This window comes from Nitratireductor kimnyeongensis (assembly GCF_019891395.1).
In the GTDB taxonomy this organism is placed as follows: Bacteria; Pseudomonadota; Alphaproteobacteria; order Rhizobiales; family Rhizobiaceae; genus Nitratireductor; species Nitratireductor kimnyeongensis.
This window is the reverse complement of the sequence record NZ_CP078143.1, coordinates 3,484,358-3,502,715: the sequence shown is the minus strand read 5'-3', so window position 1 is coordinate 3,502,715 and position 18,358 is coordinate 3,484,358. Positions and strand designations below refer to the sequence as shown.

The 18,358-nt window shown below is 61.0% G+C and carries 17 protein-coding genes; 9 read left to right on the top strand and 8 right to left on the bottom strand.

All coding sequences use genetic code 11. The features are described from left to right. Window positions 1-13: 13 nt before the first annotated feature. Window positions 14-3,628 (bottom strand): bifunctional proline dehydrogenase/L-glutamate gamma-semialdehyde dehydrogenase PutA, encoded by a 3,615-nt coding sequence (putA, locus tag KW403_RS16620; RefSeq protein WP_223020528.1) that lies wholly within the window; start codon window positions 3,626-3,628, stop codon window positions 14-16. Window positions 3,629-3,786: 158 nt separating this feature from the next. Here putA and KW403_RS16615 point away from each other — a divergent pair, with 158 nt between their 5' ends. Then, the gene (locus KW403_RS16615; RefSeq protein WP_223020527.1) at window positions 3,787-4,239 is read left to right on the top strand and encodes an Lrp/AsnC family transcriptional regulator; all 453 of its coding nucleotides are present in this window, start codon (window positions 3,787-3,789) and stop codon (window positions 4,237-4,239) included. Here the strand turns inward: KW403_RS16615 and KW403_RS16610 are convergent. The 4 genes from KW403_RS16610 to KW403_RS16595 form a co-directional block, all read right to left on the bottom strand. Next, window positions 4,226-5,452, bottom strand: a complete 1,227-nt coding sequence (locus KW403_RS16610) for a cytochrome-c peroxidase (RefSeq protein WP_223020526.1) — start codon at window positions 5,450-5,452, stop codon at window positions 4,226-4,228. The genes KW403_RS16615 and KW403_RS16610 overlap by 14 nt on opposite strands. A 1-nt stretch (window position 5,453) precedes the next feature. Then, window positions 5,454-5,909: a FixH family protein gene (locus KW403_RS16605; protein ID WP_246637821.1), complete on the bottom strand. Its 456-nt coding sequence runs from the start codon at window positions 5,907-5,909 to the stop codon at window positions 5,454-5,456. Window positions 5,910-6,142: 233 nt separating this feature from the next. Beyond that, complete coding sequence (locus tag KW403_RS16600; RefSeq protein WP_223020525.1) at window positions 6,143-6,394, bottom strand: DUF6552 family protein; 252 nt, start codon at window positions 6,392-6,394, stop codon at window positions 6,143-6,145. Continuing rightward, window positions 6,384-7,088 (bottom strand): SDR family oxidoreductase, encoded by a 705-nt coding sequence (locus KW403_RS16595; protein WP_223020524.1) that lies wholly within the window; start codon window positions 7,086-7,088, stop codon window positions 6,384-6,386. Before KW403_RS16595 ends, KW403_RS16600 begins: the two co-directional genes overlap by 11 nt. 97 nt (window positions 7,089-7,185) lie before the next feature. Between KW403_RS16595 and KW403_RS16590 the strand changes: the two genes are divergently transcribed. Beyond that, complete coding sequence (locus KW403_RS16590) at window positions 7,186-8,064, top strand: LysR substrate-binding domain-containing protein (protein ID WP_223020523.1); 879 nt, start codon at window positions 7,186-7,188, stop codon at window positions 8,062-8,064. Between the two features lie 286 nt (window positions 8,065-8,350). On the opposite strand, the gene KW403_RS16585 is transcribed toward KW403_RS16590, so the two are convergent. Both KW403_RS16585 and KW403_RS16580 read right to left on the bottom strand, forming a co-directional pair. After that, window positions 8,351-9,808, bottom strand: a complete 1,458-nt coding sequence (locus tag KW403_RS16585; RefSeq protein ID WP_223020522.1) for an NAD-dependent succinate-semialdehyde dehydrogenase — start codon at window positions 9,806-9,808, stop codon at window positions 8,351-8,353. A 68-nt stretch (window positions 9,809-9,876) separates the two neighbouring features. After that, window positions 9,877-10,818 (bottom strand): AEC family transporter, encoded by a 942-nt coding sequence (locus tag KW403_RS16580; RefSeq protein WP_223020521.1) that lies wholly within the window; start codon window positions 10,816-10,818, stop codon window positions 9,877-9,879. Between the two features lie 147 nt (window positions 10,819-10,965). On the opposite strand from KW403_RS16580, the gene KW403_RS16575 reads away from it, so the two are divergent. The 6 genes from KW403_RS16575 to KW403_RS16550 all read left to right on the top strand — a co-directional run bounded on the left by KW403_RS16575 (window position 10,966) and on the right by KW403_RS16550 (window position 16,429). Next, complete coding sequence (locus KW403_RS16575; protein ID WP_223020520.1) at window positions 10,966-11,517, top strand: histidine phosphatase family protein; 552 nt, start codon at window positions 10,966-10,968, stop codon at window positions 11,515-11,517. A gap of 101 nt (window positions 11,518-11,618) precedes the next feature. Then, window positions 11,619-11,903, top strand: a complete 285-nt coding sequence (locus KW403_RS16570) for an acyl carrier protein (protein WP_223022616.1) — start codon at window positions 11,619-11,621, stop codon at window positions 11,901-11,903. A gap of 34 nt (window positions 11,904-11,937) precedes the next feature. Beyond that, window positions 11,938-13,125, top strand: a complete 1,188-nt coding sequence (locus KW403_RS16565; RefSeq protein WP_223020519.1) for a beta-ketoacyl-ACP synthase — start codon at window positions 11,938-11,940, stop codon at window positions 13,123-13,125. Window positions 13,126-13,210: 85 nt separating this feature from the next. Then, a complete protein-coding gene (locus KW403_RS16560; RefSeq protein ID WP_246637978.1) occupies window positions 13,211-14,431 on the top strand; it encodes a beta-ketoacyl-ACP synthase in 1,221 nt (406 codons plus the stop codon). A gap of 39 nt (window positions 14,432-14,470) precedes the next feature. Then, on the top strand, window positions 14,471-15,499 hold the full coding sequence (locus KW403_RS16555; RefSeq protein WP_223020517.1) for a zinc-binding dehydrogenase: 1,029 nt from the start codon (window positions 14,471-14,473) through the stop codon (window positions 15,497-15,499). A gap of 9 nt (window positions 15,500-15,508) precedes the next feature. Next, window positions 15,509-16,429 (top strand): lipid A biosynthesis lauroyl acyltransferase, encoded by a 921-nt coding sequence (locus tag KW403_RS16550; RefSeq protein ID WP_223020516.1) that lies wholly within the window; start codon window positions 15,509-15,511, stop codon window positions 16,427-16,429. Between the two features lie 15 nt (window positions 16,430-16,444). Here KW403_RS16550 and KW403_RS16545 read toward each other — a convergent pair whose 3' ends face one another. After that, window positions 16,445-16,876 (bottom strand): L,D-transpeptidase, encoded by a 432-nt coding sequence (locus KW403_RS16545; RefSeq protein ID WP_223020515.1) that lies wholly within the window; start codon window positions 16,874-16,876, stop codon window positions 16,445-16,447. Window positions 16,877-17,066: 190 nt separating this feature from the next. On the opposite strand from KW403_RS16545, the gene KW403_RS16540 reads away from it, so the two are divergent. Continuing rightward, complete coding sequence (locus KW403_RS16540) at window positions 17,067-18,350, top strand: acetylornithine deacetylase/succinyl-diaminopimelate desuccinylase family protein (protein WP_223020514.1); 1,284 nt, start codon at window positions 17,067-17,069, stop codon at window positions 18,348-18,350. The last annotated feature ends 8 nt before the right edge of the window (window positions 18,351-18,358 follow it).

Genomic DNA, 18,358 nt, shown 5'->3' with positions numbered 1-18,358 from the left:
GTGAATTTTCAGACTATACCGAAGCCAAAAGGCTCGCATTGCCGCCGGCTGCCGTCGTGTCGACACAGATCGCGCGTTCGTGTGCATAGGCTGCCGGGTAGATCGGCTCCACGATCAACGGGACAATCGCCCCTTCCCGCATGGCGAGCGCCCGGCGCAGGGTCCTGAGCCAATCAGCGCCGCCATTTGCGGCCACCAGATCAACGGCAAGAGCGGTCAGGACGTCGGGAGAAACCGTGCCGTCAGCGGCCTCCAGCGGAAGTCCCTGCCCGAGCAGCGGCTTGAGAATGCGTCGTGCTTCCGGATGCACTGCAAGCACTACGTTTCCGCCCGACAGCGCCTGCACGACCTGCGCCAGCAAGACCTCATCATCCACGCCGAGACAGAGCGCACGGCCACGCGGCGTAAGCATCAGCGTGTTGGCCTCGCCGGTTGGCCCCGGCAGGTCGAGCGGCCCCTGATCCAGCGCGGCTGACGCAGCCATCGCTTCCTGTGCCTTGCCGCGCAGGAGCTTGCGCAGGATCGGCAGCCTGTCCGCGCGCACCGTCCAGTTTTTGTCTATCGCAGGCAGAAGAGGTTTCACGGCATCCGCGCCGAGCGCGGCCCCTGAAGGTGTCGCCTGTGCAATCTCCGCACCGCGCCGAAAACGGCGCAGATAATGCGGGCCACCCGCCTTCGGCCCCGTTCCTGAAAGCCCTTCTCCGCCGAAGGGCTGCGAACCGACGACAGCGCCGATCTGATTTCGGTTCACGTAGATATTGCCGGCGTGCACGCGGTCGATCACGTGCTGTGCGCGGGCATCGATGCGTGTGTGAAGCCCAAACGTCAGGCCGTAACCTTTTGCATTAACATCGGAAATAACCCTGTCGATGTCGTCTGCCTCAAATGTCGCCACATGCAGTATTGGCCCGAAGATTTCGCGCTCGAGTTCGCTGATCCCGGATACCTTGAAGGCGGATGGAGCCGCGAAACGCCCGCCCTCCGGCACATCAAGCGCCGCAATCAAGCGCCCCTTGTCCGACATCTCCTGAGCATAGGTACTGATCGTCTCGCGCGCTTCATCGTCGATCACCGGACCGACATCGGTCGAGACCTCCCACGGATCACCAATGCCAAGCGCCTGCATGGCTCCCTTCAGCATTTCGAGAACCCGACGTTCCACATCCTTCTGCACGTAGAGCATGCGAAGGGCAGAGCAGCGCTGTCCCGCACTCTGGAAGGCGGAAGCGACAATGTCGCGCACGGCTTGCTCCGGGAGCGCGGTGGAATCGACAATCATCGCGTTGAGCCCGCCTGTCTCCGCGATCAGCATGGCTTCAGGGCCGGCATTGTCGGCAAGCTGCCGCTCGATCAGCCGCGCCACTTCGGTCGAACCGGTGAAACACACGCCGGCAATGCGCGGATCTGCGGTCAGGGGGCCACCCACCGTCGGACCATCGCCGATGAGAAGTTGCAGCACCTTAGCCGGCACGCCCGCCTCATGCATCATAGCGACGGCGCGGGCCGCGATCAGCGATGTCTGCTCGGCCGGCTTGGCAATGACCGCATTGCCCGTCACGAGTGCCGCTGCGATCTGGCCGGTGAAGATGGCGAGCGGAAAATTCCACGGCGAAATGCAGACGATAACACCGCGCGCCTGCGTGTCTTTCTCCACCTGTGCCGCCTCGCGAGCGTAGTAGCGCAGAAAATCCACTGCCTCACGCACCTCCGCGATGCCGTCGGCAAGTGATTTGCCGGCCTCGCGCGTGGCGAGCGCAAAGAATTCCGCCGCGTGCTTTTCGTAGAGATCGGCAACATCACGCAAAATTCTGCCCCGTTCGGAAACCGGCGTGTTTGCCCAGCCGGGCTGCGCCTGCAGTGCAACGGCCACCGCCTCCCCCGCCTGTTCCCGCGTGGCATCGCGCACCGTGCCCACGGTCTCGGAAAGCCGCGCCGGATTGATCACCTTCCGCACGCCCCCATCTCCCTTCGCAGGGGTGATGGAGCGGGCCTCCCACTGGAACGGTGCGGCATATGCCCCGCGGGCTGCATCAAGCTTGTGCATGGTCACCGGGTCCGTGATGTCCCAGCCCCTAGCGTTCTTCCGGCTCGGGCCGAAAATCTCCGAAGGGCGCTCGATGGCCGGATTGGCCGCACGTCCCGCCGCTTCCACGCCAGTGAACGGATCGGCGGCGATTTCTTCCGCGCTCACATCCTCGTCAACGATCTGATGCACGAAGGACGAATTCGCGCCATTCTCAAGAAGCCGACGCACCAGATAGGCGAGCAGATCCTGGTGTGCGCCCACCGGCGCATAGATACGGCAGCGTGTCCCTTCCCGCTTGCGCACGGTCTCGTGCAACGCTTCGCCCATCCCGTGCAGACGCTGAAACTCGAACAGCGACTTGTCCGGCGCCATGGCCAGAATAGCCGCCGCCGTATGAGCATTGTGCGTGGCGAATTGCGGGTAGATGCGATCCGTCATCCCCAAGAGCTTGCGAGCGCAGGCAATGTAGCTCACATCCGTGTTGACCTTGCGGGTAAAGACGGGGAAACCGTCGAGCCCCATCACCTGGGCGCGCTTGATTTCCGTATCCCAGTAAGCACCTTTCACGAGCCGCACCATGATGCGCCGGTCAAGCCGCGTTGCAAGTGCGTAAAGCCAGTCGAGTACGAATGGCGCTCGGGGACCATAGGCCTGCACCACCACACCGAACCCGTCCCAGCCGGCAAGGTCCTCATCGGCCAGAACCGCTTCGATCACGTCGAGCGAAAGGTCGAGACGGTCCGCCTCCTCTGCATCGATGTTGAGGCCCATGCGTGCGTCCCGCGCTGCCAGGGCGAGGCTCTTAAGCCGCTCGGTCATCACCGGCAGCATCTGCGTTTTCTGCGTTGCTTCATAGCGTGGGTGAAGCGCTGACAGCTTGACGGAAATGCCCGGATTCTCGCGAATATCGTCGCGGTTGGAATATCGTTTCAGTGCAGCAATGGCATCCGCGTAGGCCTTGTGGTAGCGCTGCGCGTCCGCTTCCGTTCGGGCCGCCTCACCGAGCATGTCATAGGAATATGTATAGCCCTTTTCCACCATGGAGCGGCCGCGCTTCAGCGCTTCCTCGATGGTTCGGCCAAGCACGAACTGCTCGCCCATCTCACGCATCGCGCGCGACACGGCAGTGCGGATCACGGGTTCGCCCATGCGGCGCACCAGCCCGCGCAGGATCGCTTCCACTCCGTCGCCCTCATCGTCGAGAACACGCCCCGTCAGCATCAGCGCCCAGGTCGAAGCATTCACGAAGATCGATGCCGATTCACCCGAATGAGCGGACCAGTCATGCGGCGCGATCTTGTCGCGGATCAGATCGTCCATGGTTTCGGCGTCAGGCACGCGCAGAAGCGCCTCGGCAAGACACATCAGCGCCACACCTTCCTGGGTCGAAAGGCCATATTCGGAAAGAAACGCCTCCATCATGTGCATATCGCTCGACGAACGCACCGCCCGCACCAATTCGGCTGCGTTGGCAGATATCCGGTCTCTGTCTTCCCAAGTCAGATCTGCCAGAGCAACCAGCCGCTGCAGCGCCTCCGCTTCATCGACCAGGTAGTGAGCCCTGATTTCTTCCCGAAGGTTGTGCGGCGCATTCTTCTGCATGATGTCCTCGATGTGGATTGGTGCTCCCGGCGTCCCTGCCGCCGCAACGAAGCGATCATATCACAGCGGTTATGGCCGTTCGGGCTAATCTATTGCCCTTCTCAGATCATATGGACTATCCTTCCATCTAAAATGGTGTTTTGAGAGCTTCATTTTACATGACAACAGAACGTGTTGACCGTATCGACCGCAATATTCTCGATGCCCTGACCAAGGATGGGCGGCTTTCCATCTCCGAGCTCGCGCGTCGGGTGGGGCTCTCCAAAACCCCGGTTCAGGCACGTCTGCGCCGTCTGGAGAAGGAAGGTTATATTCGCGGTTATTCGGCAATCATCGACCGTGCGCGCATCGGCGAAGGCCACATAGCCTTTGTCCAGGTGGAGTTGGAGGACACCCGCTCATCCGCCCTCGCCGCCTTCAACAAGGCGGTTCTTGCCGTGCCCGAGATCGAGCAGTGTCACATGACGGCGGCCGGCTTCGACTACCTGCTCAAGGTGCGGACGCGCGATATTTCGAGCTATCGCAAGGTGCTGGGCGAGCGTATCTCCGCCCTGCCACACGTCGCCCGCACCTCCACCTTCGTGACGATGGAAACGGTCAAGGATCGCTAGCGGGCGTTGCATCCAGTGTCTTGAGGAAGGCAATCAGCGCCTGCCGCCCGCGATCCGTGAACACCACACCGCGAATTTCACTTTGCCCCGAGGCCGCATCGGGAGCGCTGCTGTAGTGGTCGATCACGGCATCCAAGGTGGCGATCTGCCCGGCATGCATATAGGGCGGACGGCCCGCCACACCACGCAGGGAGGGCGTCTTGTAGGCCCGTTCCATCGCCGCCGCGTCGCGCTTCATGAAGCGCAGGGCTTCACATGCATCCGGAGCTGCGTCGCTGTAGCGCCCCAGACAGTTGAACGGGTCGGCTTGTACTGCAGAGACACCCAACGCCCGCCCCAGATCCTCCGGCAACCCTGCGACAGGCGGGACACCCGTGTTGTGAAAATGGTCGTCCGTGAAACGCGGGCCGTTGTGGCATTCGAGACAATTGGCCTTGCCGATGAAGAGCCGCAGCCCCTCGAGCTCCAGATCGCTGAAAGCCGCGTCCCCTTCTGGCTCGTTCCCCGCCATAATGGCCCGTGCAAAACGGTCGAAACGGGTTTCGGATGGCACCAGCGTACGCTCGAAGGCCTCAATCGCCTTGCCGATATTGGAAAACACCCGGTTGACCGCTTCCTGCTGCCCCGGTTTCATCGCAGACCACTCTGCGCGCTCGGCCTCTGTACCAAGCGGGCTGGCATTCTCCGGCATTTGCGAAAAGTCTGGCAAGGACCCGAAAATCTGCTGATACGTTCCGGCATACGCCTCGGCGATGTGGCGCGCATATGCCGTCCGGTCGCCTCCGTGTTCGCGCGGGTCCTCGAGGGGGGTGAGCGCCTGCGCCCATAGACTGTCACGCCTGCCGTCCCAGAATTGCCAGATATTCCATGCAACCCCCTCAAGCGGCATGGTGCGTCGATCTGTTTCATCGGATCCGACACCGCGCGGGCGGCCGTCCTGAAACTGCTGATCGGGAATGTGGCATGTGGCGCAGGAGATGGTTCCGGTCCCGCTCAACCCCTCATCGAAAAAAAGCAGGCGGCCGAAATCCGCTGCCTGAGGATCGTCTGAAAAGCGATTTCCCGGTGCAGGTGGAACGGGAGCCAGCGCATCGATGGAAAGCGATGCGATCTTCGCCTTCTCGTCTTCGCTCAGCTTACCCGCATCGCAGGCCGATAGCGCAAGCAGTCCGCACAGCGCGCCCATTGCAACATGGCGGCGCGCCGTCTTCATTTCAGAGTTCCAGATTGAAGACCGCCTCGTCGAGCCCCGGATCGGCCGAGATTCCGATGCGGATTTCCCAATGCCCGCCCATATTGAAGCGTAGTCCTTCCACCCGGTACTGCCCATCTCCCAGATTTTCCGCCATCTGCGGTTCGGTCGGCAGGCCGTGGCCATGGGCCGGCATCCCGCCATCGATGGACAGGGAGGCGTCGGTGACCGGCGTGCCGTCAGGCGTGGTGATCGTCACCACCCAATCATGGGTTTCGTTGACAGGGATGGGCTGGGCTTCGGTCTCGAACATGACCTGATAAATGCCATCCCTGCTCACCGTGTTGTAGGCGACGTCGATCTCGGGTGCGGGTGGCGTGAAGAGCCGGTACGCCGCATAGATTGCGGCAACCGCCATGAAAAGCCCGACACTCGCAAGCACGAAACGCCTCGACCCGGTTTTGTCCTGAAACGGCATCTGGTCCCTCCGACTCGTCAGGTGCACTACTTAACCCGCAGCCGCACCCCGGTGCCATAGGAACTCTGTCCCATCTAAAAAAAAGTCAAGGAAAACCGGCATGTTGATGCCGCTTCTGCGTGCTCGTGATTGAGGATCGAGGTCAAGCCCCTTGATCTCAACGATGCCGCATGATGGCTCCGCCCCCAAATCCACACAATACTGCGCGCTCCTCGAATGACTATTCTCGCGTGTCAGTTGCTCGTCATTCCAGCGATCATCGCGCCAAGCGCCACCAGATGGACAAGCATCAACGCCTTGTCATCCCATAGTGCTCCGACGGCGAACCATCCCACAACACCGACAAGAAAAAGATAAAGGTTCCAGGGTGTCCAACCAAACCCCGTCGCGGTGTAACCCATGATCTGAACGGCGGATGCGCCCCATTTGACCGCAAAAACAAGGCGATCACGCGATGCCCCGCAGGCGATGGTTTCAGACGGCACGCGTCAGCCCCCCGTCTATGCGCAGGTTCTGCCCTGTCATATAGCCTCCTTCTTCAGAGGCTAGCCATGAAATCAGCGAAGACACTTCCGATGCGTAGCCGTAACGGCCCATTGGAATACGCGCCTTGCGATCTTCTGTTTCGGGCAGACTGTCTATGAAGCCGGGAAGCACGTTGTTGATGCGGATGTTCTGTGACGCATACTTATCTGAGTAGAGCTTTGTGAAGGCTGCCAGCCCCGCTCGAAAGACGCCCGATGTTGGAAAGAGCGGGTCGGGCTCGAACGCTGCAAAGGTCGAGATGTTGATGATCGCTCCGCCACCCTGCGCCTGCATCAGGGATGTGACCAGCCGCGTCGGACGGATCACATTCATCAGGTAGACTTCCATGCCGTGATGCCAATCCTCATCACTGATCTCCAGAACCGGGCCCTTCGGCCCATGGCCCGCTGAGTTCACCAATACGTCAACACGGCCCCAGCGATCCTTCGCACCCTCGATCAACGCGGACAGGGCTTCGCCATCAAGATTTGAACCGGTCACCCCGAAACCGCCCAACTCTGCACCGAGCGCTTCACCCTTGCCTGACGATGAGAGAATGCCGACCTTGAACCCATCTGCAGCCAACCTTCGCGCTGCATCTGCACCCATGCCGCTGCCCCCAGCCGTTATCAACGCCACTTTTTCTACTGCCATGATTGAGCTCCTCAATGGTTTCGAATGAGATCGCACGGATTTGGGGCGATTTCGATTCAGGTTTGCTGTTTTGTTCCTGTAGAATTACTATTGCTCAATGACTGACCTTCCTCCTCTCAACAGCTTGCGCGCATTTGATGCGGCAGGCCGTCGCCTCAGTTTCCGCGCCGCTGCCGATGAGTTGGGCGTCACACAAGGGGCCGTTGCGCAACAGGTGCGCCAACTCGAGGCTCATCTGGATGTCATCCTGTTCGAACGTGTGCCGAAGGGCCTGGCGTTCACCTCGGTCGGACGCAGCTTTCACAGCCGGATTGCAGGCGTCTTCGCGGATCTTCGCGCGGCTACCGCCGAGTTGAAGCCGGAGCCCAATAAAGTCGTCGTCAGCGTAACCCCAACCTTCGCCGCAAAATGGCTGATACCAAACCTGCCGGACTTCACTGCAGCGCACCCGGATATCGATCTACGGATCCTGGCCACCGACAAAGTTTCAAGCTTTCATAGCGACGGGATCGACCTTGCGGTGCGGCAGGGATCGCCGCCATTTGGCGCATCGTTGGACGTGACATTGCTTTTCAAACAGACACTGATAGCGGTAGCTTCACCAAAGCTCGCTGGCCTCGGCGGCCATCCGCTCGATCCGGAAACCCTGTCCAAACGGTCGAAGATCCACGATACGCACGACCTGTGGCCAAGTTACCTTGCGTTCTTGGGCGTGCAAGACCGATCACCTCGCGGCCTTCGCCTCAGTCAGACATCGCTCGCAGTGGATGCAGCCATCGCCGGTCAGGGTGTGGCCCTGGTTAGCCGGTTTCTGGTGGCGCAAGACCTTCAAGCCGGTCGTCTGGTCGAGGTTGGTGAGATGTGGGAGGCCAGCGGAAATGACTTCTATGTCCTCATTCCTCGAACCGCAAAGAACAGCGGGCCCGTGAGTGAGGTCATGTCGTGGCTAAAGGCGCGATCTGCCGAAGATACCTGACGCCTTTATACCGGAAGCGGAAAGACAAATCATCGAGATGCACGGCGGTTGATCCGCAGATCGACCATTCGCATCGAAGACACAGGCAACGACAGAAGTGGGGGCAGACACACGTCCCCTTCGCACATGTCCCCTGCGCGCAACGTGCGAGGATCGGGATGACGTTCGCCAAGCTGCAGGATTGGCGGCGCATTGCAGGCGGTCATGACCGCTGCGCACAGACACCCGTGCCAGCGGTCTTCATCGCATCAATGCGTGATCTTCCGGAGAAATCCGCACCCTGTCCCTAGAGCCCCAATCCGCCGATGCAGACATATTTTGTATCGAGATAGTCTTCGATGCCCTGATGTCCGCCTTCCTTGCCGAGGCCCGATTCCTTGAGGCCGCCAAACGGCGCCTCGACCGTGGTGATGATGCCTTCATTCACCCCGACAAGCCCGTATTTCAGCCCTTCCATAACACGGAAGGCCCGGCCCAGATCGCCGGTGTAGAAATAGCAGGCAAGACCGAACACGGTATCGTTGGCGAGATTGACGGCCTCTTCTTCCGTCTCGAACCGGAACACCGGCGCAACGGGGCCGAAAATCTCTTCCTTCATGAAACGCATGTCGGGCGTGGCATTGGAAATGACGGTCGGCTGAAAGAACGTCCCGCCCAGCGCATGGCGCGCGCCGCCGGCAGCCAGTTTGCCCCCCTTGCCCGTGGCATCGGCGATCAGTTCCTCAACCTTCTCGACCGCCTTCTCATCGATCAACGGGCCCTGCTGGGTTCCTTCCTCAAGGCCCGACCCCACTTTGAGCTTCACGGCAGCGGCCGAGAGCTTCTCTACAAACGTGTCGTAAATGCCCGCCTGCACGAAGAACCGGTTTGTGCAGACGCAGGTCTGGCCGGAGTTGCGGTATTTGGCCGCAATCGCACCTTCCACCGCGCGATCGATATCCGCGTCATCGAAGACGAGGAAAGGTGCGTTTCCGCCCAGTTCCATGGACACTTTTTTCACCGTGCCCGCCGTCTTTTCGATCAGCGTCTTTCCGACCTCGGTGGAGCCGGTAAACGTGATCTTGCGGACAAGCGGGTTCTGGCAAAGTTCATCGCCGATTTCGGATGCCGCGCCGGTGACAATGTTCACGACACCTTTTGGAAACCCTGCCTCTTCGCACAACACACCCCAGGCGAGCCCGGAATAAGGGGTCTGCGAAGCCGGTTTGGCCACTGCAGTGCAGCCGGAGGCGAGTGCTGGGCCGAGCTTGCGCGCCAGCATGGAGGAGGGAAAATTCCACGGTGTGATCGCACCGATGACACCGACGGGTTCCTTGGTCACCAGGATGCGCCGGTCGGCCCAGGGCGAAGGCACCACATCGCCATAGACCCGGCGTCCTTCTTCGGCATACCAGAGGATATAGGCGGCCGACATGCCGACCTCGCCCTTCGCCTCGGCAAACGACTTGCCCTGCTCCATGACCAGAAGTTCGGCGAGTGCGTCCTGATTGTCCATGATCGCGTCATGCAGCTTGCGCAGAAGCTTGGCACGATGGTCGGCGGAAGTCTTTTTCCATGAATGAAAAGCGGCCTCGGCAGCCTGGATGGCGCGCCGGGTTTCGGCCGTGCCCGCCTTTGGCACAGTGCCGATCGTCTGGCCGCTGGCGGGATTGACGACATCAATGGTCTGACCCGAATCCGCCTCGACCCAGGCTCCATCGATGAAATTGGCCTGACGCATGAAATGACTTGTCTTGTGAAGCATTTGGGTCTTCTCCTCTGTTGGGCGGCACCGTACTGCCGAGAACCGCCGCGGCTAGGGGCTGACTGGCCTCATTGATAGGTCCAGTGAAGCACCGATAGCCAGAACGCGGTCGAGAGCACCGCCAGAGCCGTGGCGATGGTCATCGCGTTGGAAGCCAGCGCCTGTCCCGTACCGAAACGTGAGGCAATCAGATAAGGATTGACCCCGGAAGGCAGGCCGGCCGCGACGACGGCGATCTGGGCGCTGAAGACCGGAAGACCGATCGCCAGCGCCATACCAAGGGCAACGGCAGGCATCAGGAAAAGTTTCAGCCCTGCGATCACGATTGCCGGGCGCACATCGCCCGAAATGCCAAAGCGGCGCAATCCAAGGCCCATGGCGAAAAGCGCGACAGGTCCGGCGACATTGGCAAGCGCGTCAACAAACCGGGCGCCGAGAGCCGGCATCTCGAGCCCCGAGAAGCGCCAGAGCAGGCCGGCAATAATGCCGATGATCAGTGGGCTCGAAAAAAGCCTCGTGAGAAACTCGCGGATGATTGAAAGCGCTTTGCCACCCTTGCGCCCGACGAGAGCAAACAAGAGAATCGACATTCCCATCATGATCGGCAGATGGATCGACACGATCAGCGAGAGGATCTCGAACCCGTCCTGTCCGAACACGCCGAGCATGAAGGGGATGCCGAGCAGGACCAGATTGGAAAAACTCGTCGAGAGGCCCGCCACCACGCCGGCGCGCGCATCGCGCCCGAACAGGTGGACAATTGTCAGATGTCCCACCACCCAGGCGACAGCCACCGCTGTGAAATAGGTGATCCACAGTGCCCATGGCAGACTGCTGCCAAATGCGGCCCCCGCCATAGTGCGGAAAAGCAGAAGAGGCACCGCGACGGTCACGGCAAAATCGCTCAATGCATCCCCCGTCTGCGGCTTCAGCAAGCCGGTCCAGCCGGCCACATAGCCGAATGCAACAAGCCCAAAAACGAAGGAAACGGTTTCGACAAGCGGAGACATGCAACGTGTTTAGCCGCAATGATTGCCAAGAGAAACCATCCGTCAGACAAATCCACTCAGGCGCGAGCGGCAGCTTTGGAGCGAGAGGCGGCTTTCAACTCCGGTCCCGGTGCCTATATGCTAGGAACATTGATTTGAGGATTGCCTATGCTTCGCCTGCTTGTTGCCATCACTTTTCTATTCGGCGTCCTCCCGGCGCAGGCAACCGAGGCTGGGTGGGCGCTCCTGCGCAATGGCGGTCAGGTTGTTCTGATGCGGCACGCGATCGCACCGGGAAACGGAGATCCAGCCAATTTCGATATTGAGAAATGCGGGACCCAGCGCAATCTCTCAGAGCGCGGACGTCTGCAGGCGCGACGCATCGGCGCGTTGGTCGAGGCGCGCGCGGCGCCGGTGGAAAAGGTTCTAGCCAGCCGCTACTGCCGCACCCGCGACACGGCCACCCAGGCGTTCGGGGCAGGCCTCGTCGAGGCCTTCCCTGCGCTCGACCTGCCATTGAATGAGAGCACAATGGAAGCGCAGACGGCTGAGATCATGGAGCGAATCAACGACTACACCGGTTCGGGAAACCTGTTTCTGGTCACCCATCTCGAAGTCATCGAAGCCTTGATCGGTGCTTCGGCTCGTGAGGGCGAAGCCATCATTTTGTCACGCGGAGCCGACAGTCTCGCGGTCGCCGCGCGGATCAAATTCAACTGATCGTGGGATCAGCGCTGCCTATTGCCCCTTTTCCTGCCGGCAAAAACCGATTAGAGACCCCACGATCATCCTATTGTAAGAGAATCTCCCCAGACTGAGGGCTGCACGTGACGACATTCGACAAGGTTGCCGACATCATCGCTGAAACCAGCGAGATCGACCGCGAGAAAATCACCCCCGAAAGCCACACCATTGACGATCTGGGCATCGACAGCCTCGACTTTCTCGACATCGTCTTTGCCATCGACAAGGAATTCGGCATCAAGGTTCCGCTGGAAAAGTGGACCCAGGAAGTCAATGACGGCAAGGTTTCGACGGAAGAGTATTTCGTCATGAAGAACCTTTGCGCCAAGATCGACGATCTGGTGGCCGCCAAGGCCGGCTGAGTTTTCCTGACAGTAGTTCGTTGAAGGGAGCGGCATGAGCCCGCGCGACGTAGTTATCACCGGCATGGGAATCGTTTCCTCGCTTGGCGAGGGCGCAGATGCCCACTGGCAGGCGCTGACGGCAAAGTCGCCGTCTCCCGTCCTCGATACGGAACGGTTTGCACCTTACAGCATCCATCCCCTGCCCGAGATCGATTGGGGCCAGCAGATCCCGCGCCGTGGCGATCAACGCCAGATGGAAACCTGGCAACGCCTTGGCACCTATGCGGCGGGTCTGGCGCTCGACGATGCGGGCATGAAGGACGACGAGGCGCTTTGCGCGTCCATGGATATGGTGGTTGCGGCCGGTGGGGGCGAGCGTGACGAGACGGTGGACGAGGCCATTCTCGCCGCGTCGCTCGAGCGTGACGACCACGATATCCTGCTCAACGAGAAACTCACCACGGAGCTGCGCCCGACGCTTTTCCTGGCTCAGCTCTCCAATCTTCTTGCCGGCAATATCTCCATTGTCCACAAGGTGACCGGTTCGTCGCGCACCTTCATGGGCGAGGAAGGTGCCGGGGTTTCGGCCATCGAGACAGCAGCTGCGCGCATTCGCTCCGGCCAGTCCTCGCACGTGCTGGTCGGCGCGTCCTTCCAGACCGGGCATTCCGACATGCTGCTTGCCTATGAGCTGGCCGGTTTTCTGCATCGTGAAGACTGGAAGCCGGTATGGCAGCGCAGCGAGGCAGAGGGCGGCGGTGTCATCACCGGTTCCGGCGGCGCGTTTCTCGTTCTGGAATCGCGCGCGCATGCGGAAAATCGCGGACGCCAGGCCTACGCATCAATCGGCCCGGTCGTCTCTCGCCGGACCCGCCGCAAAAACGAGCCGTTGGCAGACGGCATCGCAGGGATGCTCGATCAGCTCCCCCTTCCCGAGACGCCTGTTCTCGCGCTCTCAGGGGCGTCCGGGGCCCATGCGGCAACGGCAGCCGAACGCGAGGCGCTTTCGCGGCACGACAATGTTGCGCTGCGCGGCTTCTCCTCGCTCACCGGCCACATGAAGGAGGCGCAGTTTCCCTTCGCAGTCGCGCTTGCCGCACTTGCCGTGCACCATGGCAGCCCCTACCCGGCTTTCGACGATAAAAACGAGACTGCATTCGATGGCAGGCCCGAGACCGTTCTGGCGACTGCGATCGGCTATCATTGCTACGAAGGCATGGGCCTCATCAAAAGAGCCTGATCCTTCCTTCCCGGAGGATTTTGGAGAAAGCGATCCCGTGAAAACGACCGACAGCTTTGGAAGACCCGTTATCGCCGTCACCGGAATGGGTGTCGTCACCTCTCTCGGCCAGGGCCGTGCAGAGAACTGGGATGCGTTGATAAACGGGCGTTCCGGAATCCACCCCATCACGCGCTTTCCCATTGATCATCTCGCCACCACGATTTCCGGGATGGTCGACTTCCTGCCATCGAGCACGAAGGGCGCAAGCGTTCACACCCACCACCTTGCCGATCTCGTCGCGGCGGAAGCCATCGAACAGTCCGGTCTGCCTGCCTCCGATTTCGGCGGACCGCTCTTTCTGGCAGCGCCTCCCGTCGAGCTCGACTGGCATCATCGCCTTGCGCTTTATGCCAAGGCCCGCAGCCACAATGGCAATCCCTCGCTCATCGAAGCGGCAAGGGAAGCGCGTGCCATGGAGCTTTTCGAGGAAAGCCAGTTCGGCACCATCGCCGACAGGCTTGCCGAGCGCTACGGCACACGCGGTCTGCCGATCACCATGTCGACGGCCTGCGCATCGGGCGCCACTGCCATCCAGCTTGGCACGGAAGCGATCCGCCGGGGCGAATGCGATCGTGCGCTCGCCATTGGCGCGGACGGGTCGGCGACCGCCGAAGCGTTGATCCGCTTCTCGCTTCTGTCCGCACTGACGACCCAGAATGACAACCCGGAAAAGGCTTCGCGGCCTTTTTCCAAGGATCGCAACGGCTTTGTCCTTGCCGAAGGTGCCGGCGCACTCGTCCTGGAATCGCTCGAAAGCGCGCTTGCGCGCGGCGCCGAAATCCTCGGCATCATGCGCGGCTGCGGCGAGAAGGCCGATGATTTCCATCGCACCCGCTCCAAGCCCGACGGCTCTCCTGCCATTGGCGCGGTCCGCGCTGCCCTTGCCGATGCCGGCATGGCCGAGGACGAGATCGAATATGTCAACGCGCACGGCACCTCGACGCCGGAGAACGACAAGATGGAGCATCTGTCGCTCTCGACCGTCTTTGGCGAGCGCATGAAGACCACCCCTATCTCCTCCAACAAGTCGATGATCGGCCACACGCTTTCTGCAGCCGGTGCCATCGAGGCCGTGTTCTCGATCATGACGATGCGTGAAGGCGTCATTCCGCCCACCATCAATTACGACACGCCGGACCCGGCAATCGAGCTCGACGTGGTGCCGAATGTGAAGCGCGAGGCGCAGGTTTCGACCGTTTTGTCGAACTCCTTCGGCTTCGGCGGACAGAACACCTGCCTTGTCATGGCCCGCGAACCGGTCTAATCGACCGGTTCAGATTGCCCGAAACCATCGGAATTCATTATGCGCGCACTTCAACTCGTCGCCGACCGCAAGCTTGAAACCGTCGATCTTGCGCCGCCCCCAGCCCCCGGACAGGGCGAAGTGACGCTGAAGATCCGCGCCGTCGCCCTCAACCACATTGATGTATGGGGCTGGCGCGGCATGGCATTCGCCAAACGCAAGATGCCATTGGTTGTCGGCGCAGAGGCGTCCGGCGTGGTCGAGACGGTCGGCCCCGGCGTCAGCAATCTGCTTCCCGGCCAGTTGGTCTCCATCTACGGCGCACGCACCTGCGGCCTGTGCCGTCCCTGCCGCGAGGGCCGCGACAATCTTTGCGAACACGTCTCCGGCGTACATGGTTTCCATCTTGATGGCTTTGCGCAGGAAAAGATCAATCTGCCGGCGCGCCTGCTCGTTCCCGCACCGCCCGGTGTGGACGAAATCGGCGCTGCCGTTGCGCCCGTCACCTTCGGCACGGTCGAGCACATGCTGTTCGACAATGCGAAGCTCGAGCCGGGAGAAACCATTCTCATCCAGGCCGGTGGCTCCGGCATCGGCACCGCCGCCATCCAGCTCGCCAAAAGCATGGGCTGCACCGTCATCACCACGGTGGGCTCCGATGACAAGATGGAAAAGGCCAAGGCGCTTGGCGCCGATCACGTCATCAACTACCGCGAAGACCGGTTTGAGGGCGTCGTGCGCAAGATCACGAAGAAGCGCGGCGTCGATGTCGTGTTTGAGCATGTGGGTGCTGACACATGGGCAGGCTCGCTCCTTTCCATGAAGCGCGGCGGGCGGCTTGTCACCTGCGGCTCCACCTCCGGTGTCTCGACCAACATGAACCTGATGCAGCTCTTCCAGCAGCAGCTCAAGATTTTCGGATCTTTCGGCTGCCGCATGGAAAACATGGCAGATGCCATGCAGAAGATGGCACGCGGTCTTTGCTCTCCGGCCATCGACACCGAAGTCAGCTTCGCCGACATCGACAAGGCGCTTGCCCGCATGGAAGGCCGCGACGTGTTCGGCAAGATCATCCTGCGCGTGGACTGACCCGCGCCCATGAAGCGCCTTCTCTACACAACCGGCAAACGCCTCAAGACGCTGGAATACTGGCTCACCGCGCGCATGGTGATCGGTATTCTCACGCTCCTGCGCAAGCTGCCGCCTGAAAAGGCGCTCGATCTGGCGGAAAAGGTCGCCCGCAAACTTGGGCCCAAGGTGGGCCGCCATCGCCTCGCGGTCGACAATCTGCGCCACGCCTATCCCGAAAAGAGCGAAGCCGAACTCCAGACCATCGCCCTCGATATGTGGGGAAACATGGCGCGCCTTGCAGCTGAATATGTGTTTCTCGACAAGCTGTTCGATTTCGACCCGGAGGCCGAGACCCCTGGCCGTGTCGAGGTGGAAGGTGTGGAGATATTCAAACGCCTGCGCGACGAAAAAGATGTCCCGCACATTTTCTTCACCGGCCATCTGGGCAATTTCGAGTTTCTGCCCATCGCGGCCGCCCGCTTCGAGCTCGCCACCACCTCGCTCTTCCGTCCGCCCAACAATCCCTATGTAGCCGACTACATCCTCAAAACCCGCAGCAGCGCGATGGGTGGGCTTGTGCCGTCACAGGCGGGTGCCGCTCTCCAGCTCGCCCGCGTTCTGGACGATGGCGGCAATATCGGCGTTCTGGTCGATCAGAAATTCCGCAAGGGCGTGAAGACGCACTTCTTCGGCCGTGAATGCAAAACCAATCCGTTGCTCCCGAAACTCGCTCGACAATATGGCTGCGATGTTTACCCGGCCCGCTGCAAGCGCCTGCCCGGTGGCCGCTATCGTCTCATCGTTGAAGACAAGATCACCCTGCCAACACAGGCGGATGGCATGATCGACATCGAAGCCAGCGCCCAACTGCTCAACGATGTTGTCGAGCGTTGGGTCCGCGAGGATCCCGGCCAGTGGATGTGGTTCCACAAGCGTTGGGAAATGTAGCCCGCCCTTGGAAGATCAGTCCGTGACCACGATCCGGGTGTTGCCCGGTCCGACCTTCCGCACCAGCGAATAGAGACGCTTTGCATTGGCCGTGTGTAGGCGCACGCATCCGTGCGAGGCGGGTCGGCCGAGCTTGGACACCGCATTGGTGCCGTGGATCGCGTAGCCGCCATAGTAGAAGATCGAATAGGGCATCGGCGACATGTCGTATTTGCGCGAGTGCCACATCTTGTGCATGCGCGTTGGCCGCCACTGTCCACGCGGCGTCACATAGCCGCGACGCGCTGTCGAAACGCGCCAGCGATGCAACACGCGCCCCCCATGCATCACCGTCATGGTCTGTTTGGAAACGCTGACCTTGGCCACAAGCCGAGCCGCGAAACCTTGCGCTACGCCGCCCGAAAGGATCAGGCCCGCCAAGGCCAGTACAAAGAAAAACCGTTTCATGAGCGCCCCCCGCTACATGTGTTAAGTTTCTACCCGTTGTCTTGACGTAACTAACGTCAATTCATGACAAAACCCCAAATGTCCTTGGTAAATAGAACTATACTGCCGTGAGCGCGACAAGTTCGCCCTCTTCACATTTCCGTGCGCAGCCGAGCTTGCCAATCCGGTTTCATGCCGCTCTATTGCCTTCATGAACGAACAGCTTGCCCTGGCTGTGCGGCGCAGGACCGACGACCTCGTCGCACTCACCTCCGATCTGATCCGATATCCCACGGTGAACCCGCCCGGTGACGCCTATACGCCGTGCTGCGAATACATCGCCTGTCGGCTGAAGGCGAACGGCTTTGCCACGCAATTTGTCCGGGGCGTCGGCGCTCCGGGCGATTCGGATCGTTATCCGCGCACTAACGTCATTGCGCGGCGTGAGGGCCGCGGCCCCGGCGCAACGGTGCATTTCAACTCTCATATCGATGTGGTGGAAGCCGGTGAAGGCTGGACGGTCGACCCTTATGCCGCCATCGTGAAGGACGGCAAGGTTTACGGACGCGGGGCCTGCGACATGAAGGGCGGGCTTGCGGCCTCCATCATCGCCGCCGAGGCGTTTCTCGAAATTTACCCGGATTTTCCCGGAGCCATCGAGATCTCCGGCACGGCAGACGAGGAGTCCGGCGGGTTTGGTGGCGTCGCCTATCTCGCCAGCAAGGGCTTCTTCTCAAAACCCCGCGTCGATCACGTCATCATTCCCGAGCCGCTCAACAAGGACCGCATCTGCCTTGGCCATCGCGGTGTGTGGTGGGCGGAGATCGAAACGCATGGCGCGATAGCCCATGGCGCCATGCCGTTCCTGGGCGATTCGGCCATTCGCCACATGGGCGCCCTCCTCCATGCTTTCGAGGACAAGCTTTTCCCCGCGCTCGACGCCAAGGAAACCCGCATGCCGGTCGTGCCCGAAGGCGCGCGCCGCTCCACCATGAACATAAACTCGGTCCATGGCGGGCAGACGGAGGATTTTTTCCCGGGGCTCCCCGCGCCAAACGTGGCTCACTCCTGCCGCATGGTGATCGATCGCCGTTTCCTCATCGAAGAGGACATTTCCGAAGTGAAGGGCGAAGTGGTCTCAATCCTGGAACGCCTGAAGCGCGAGCGGCCGAAATTCGACTATTCCATGCGCGATCTGATGGAGGTCTTGCCGCTGATGACCGAAGAAGACGCCCCCGTTCCGAGCGCCATTGCCGCCGGCATCCGCGAGGTTTTCGGCAAGGAACCGGAATATGTGATTTCGCCCGGCACCTACGACCAGAAGCACATTTCGCGGATCGGTCACCTGCATGACTGCGTGGCCTACGGCCCCGGTATTCTCGATCTCGCCCACCAACCCGACGAATGGGTCGGCATCGAGGATATGGTGCAGTCTGCCACCGTCATGGCGATGAGCCTCGACGTTCTGTTGCGCGGCGTGGCGCCGCCACGTTAGATCTCGTT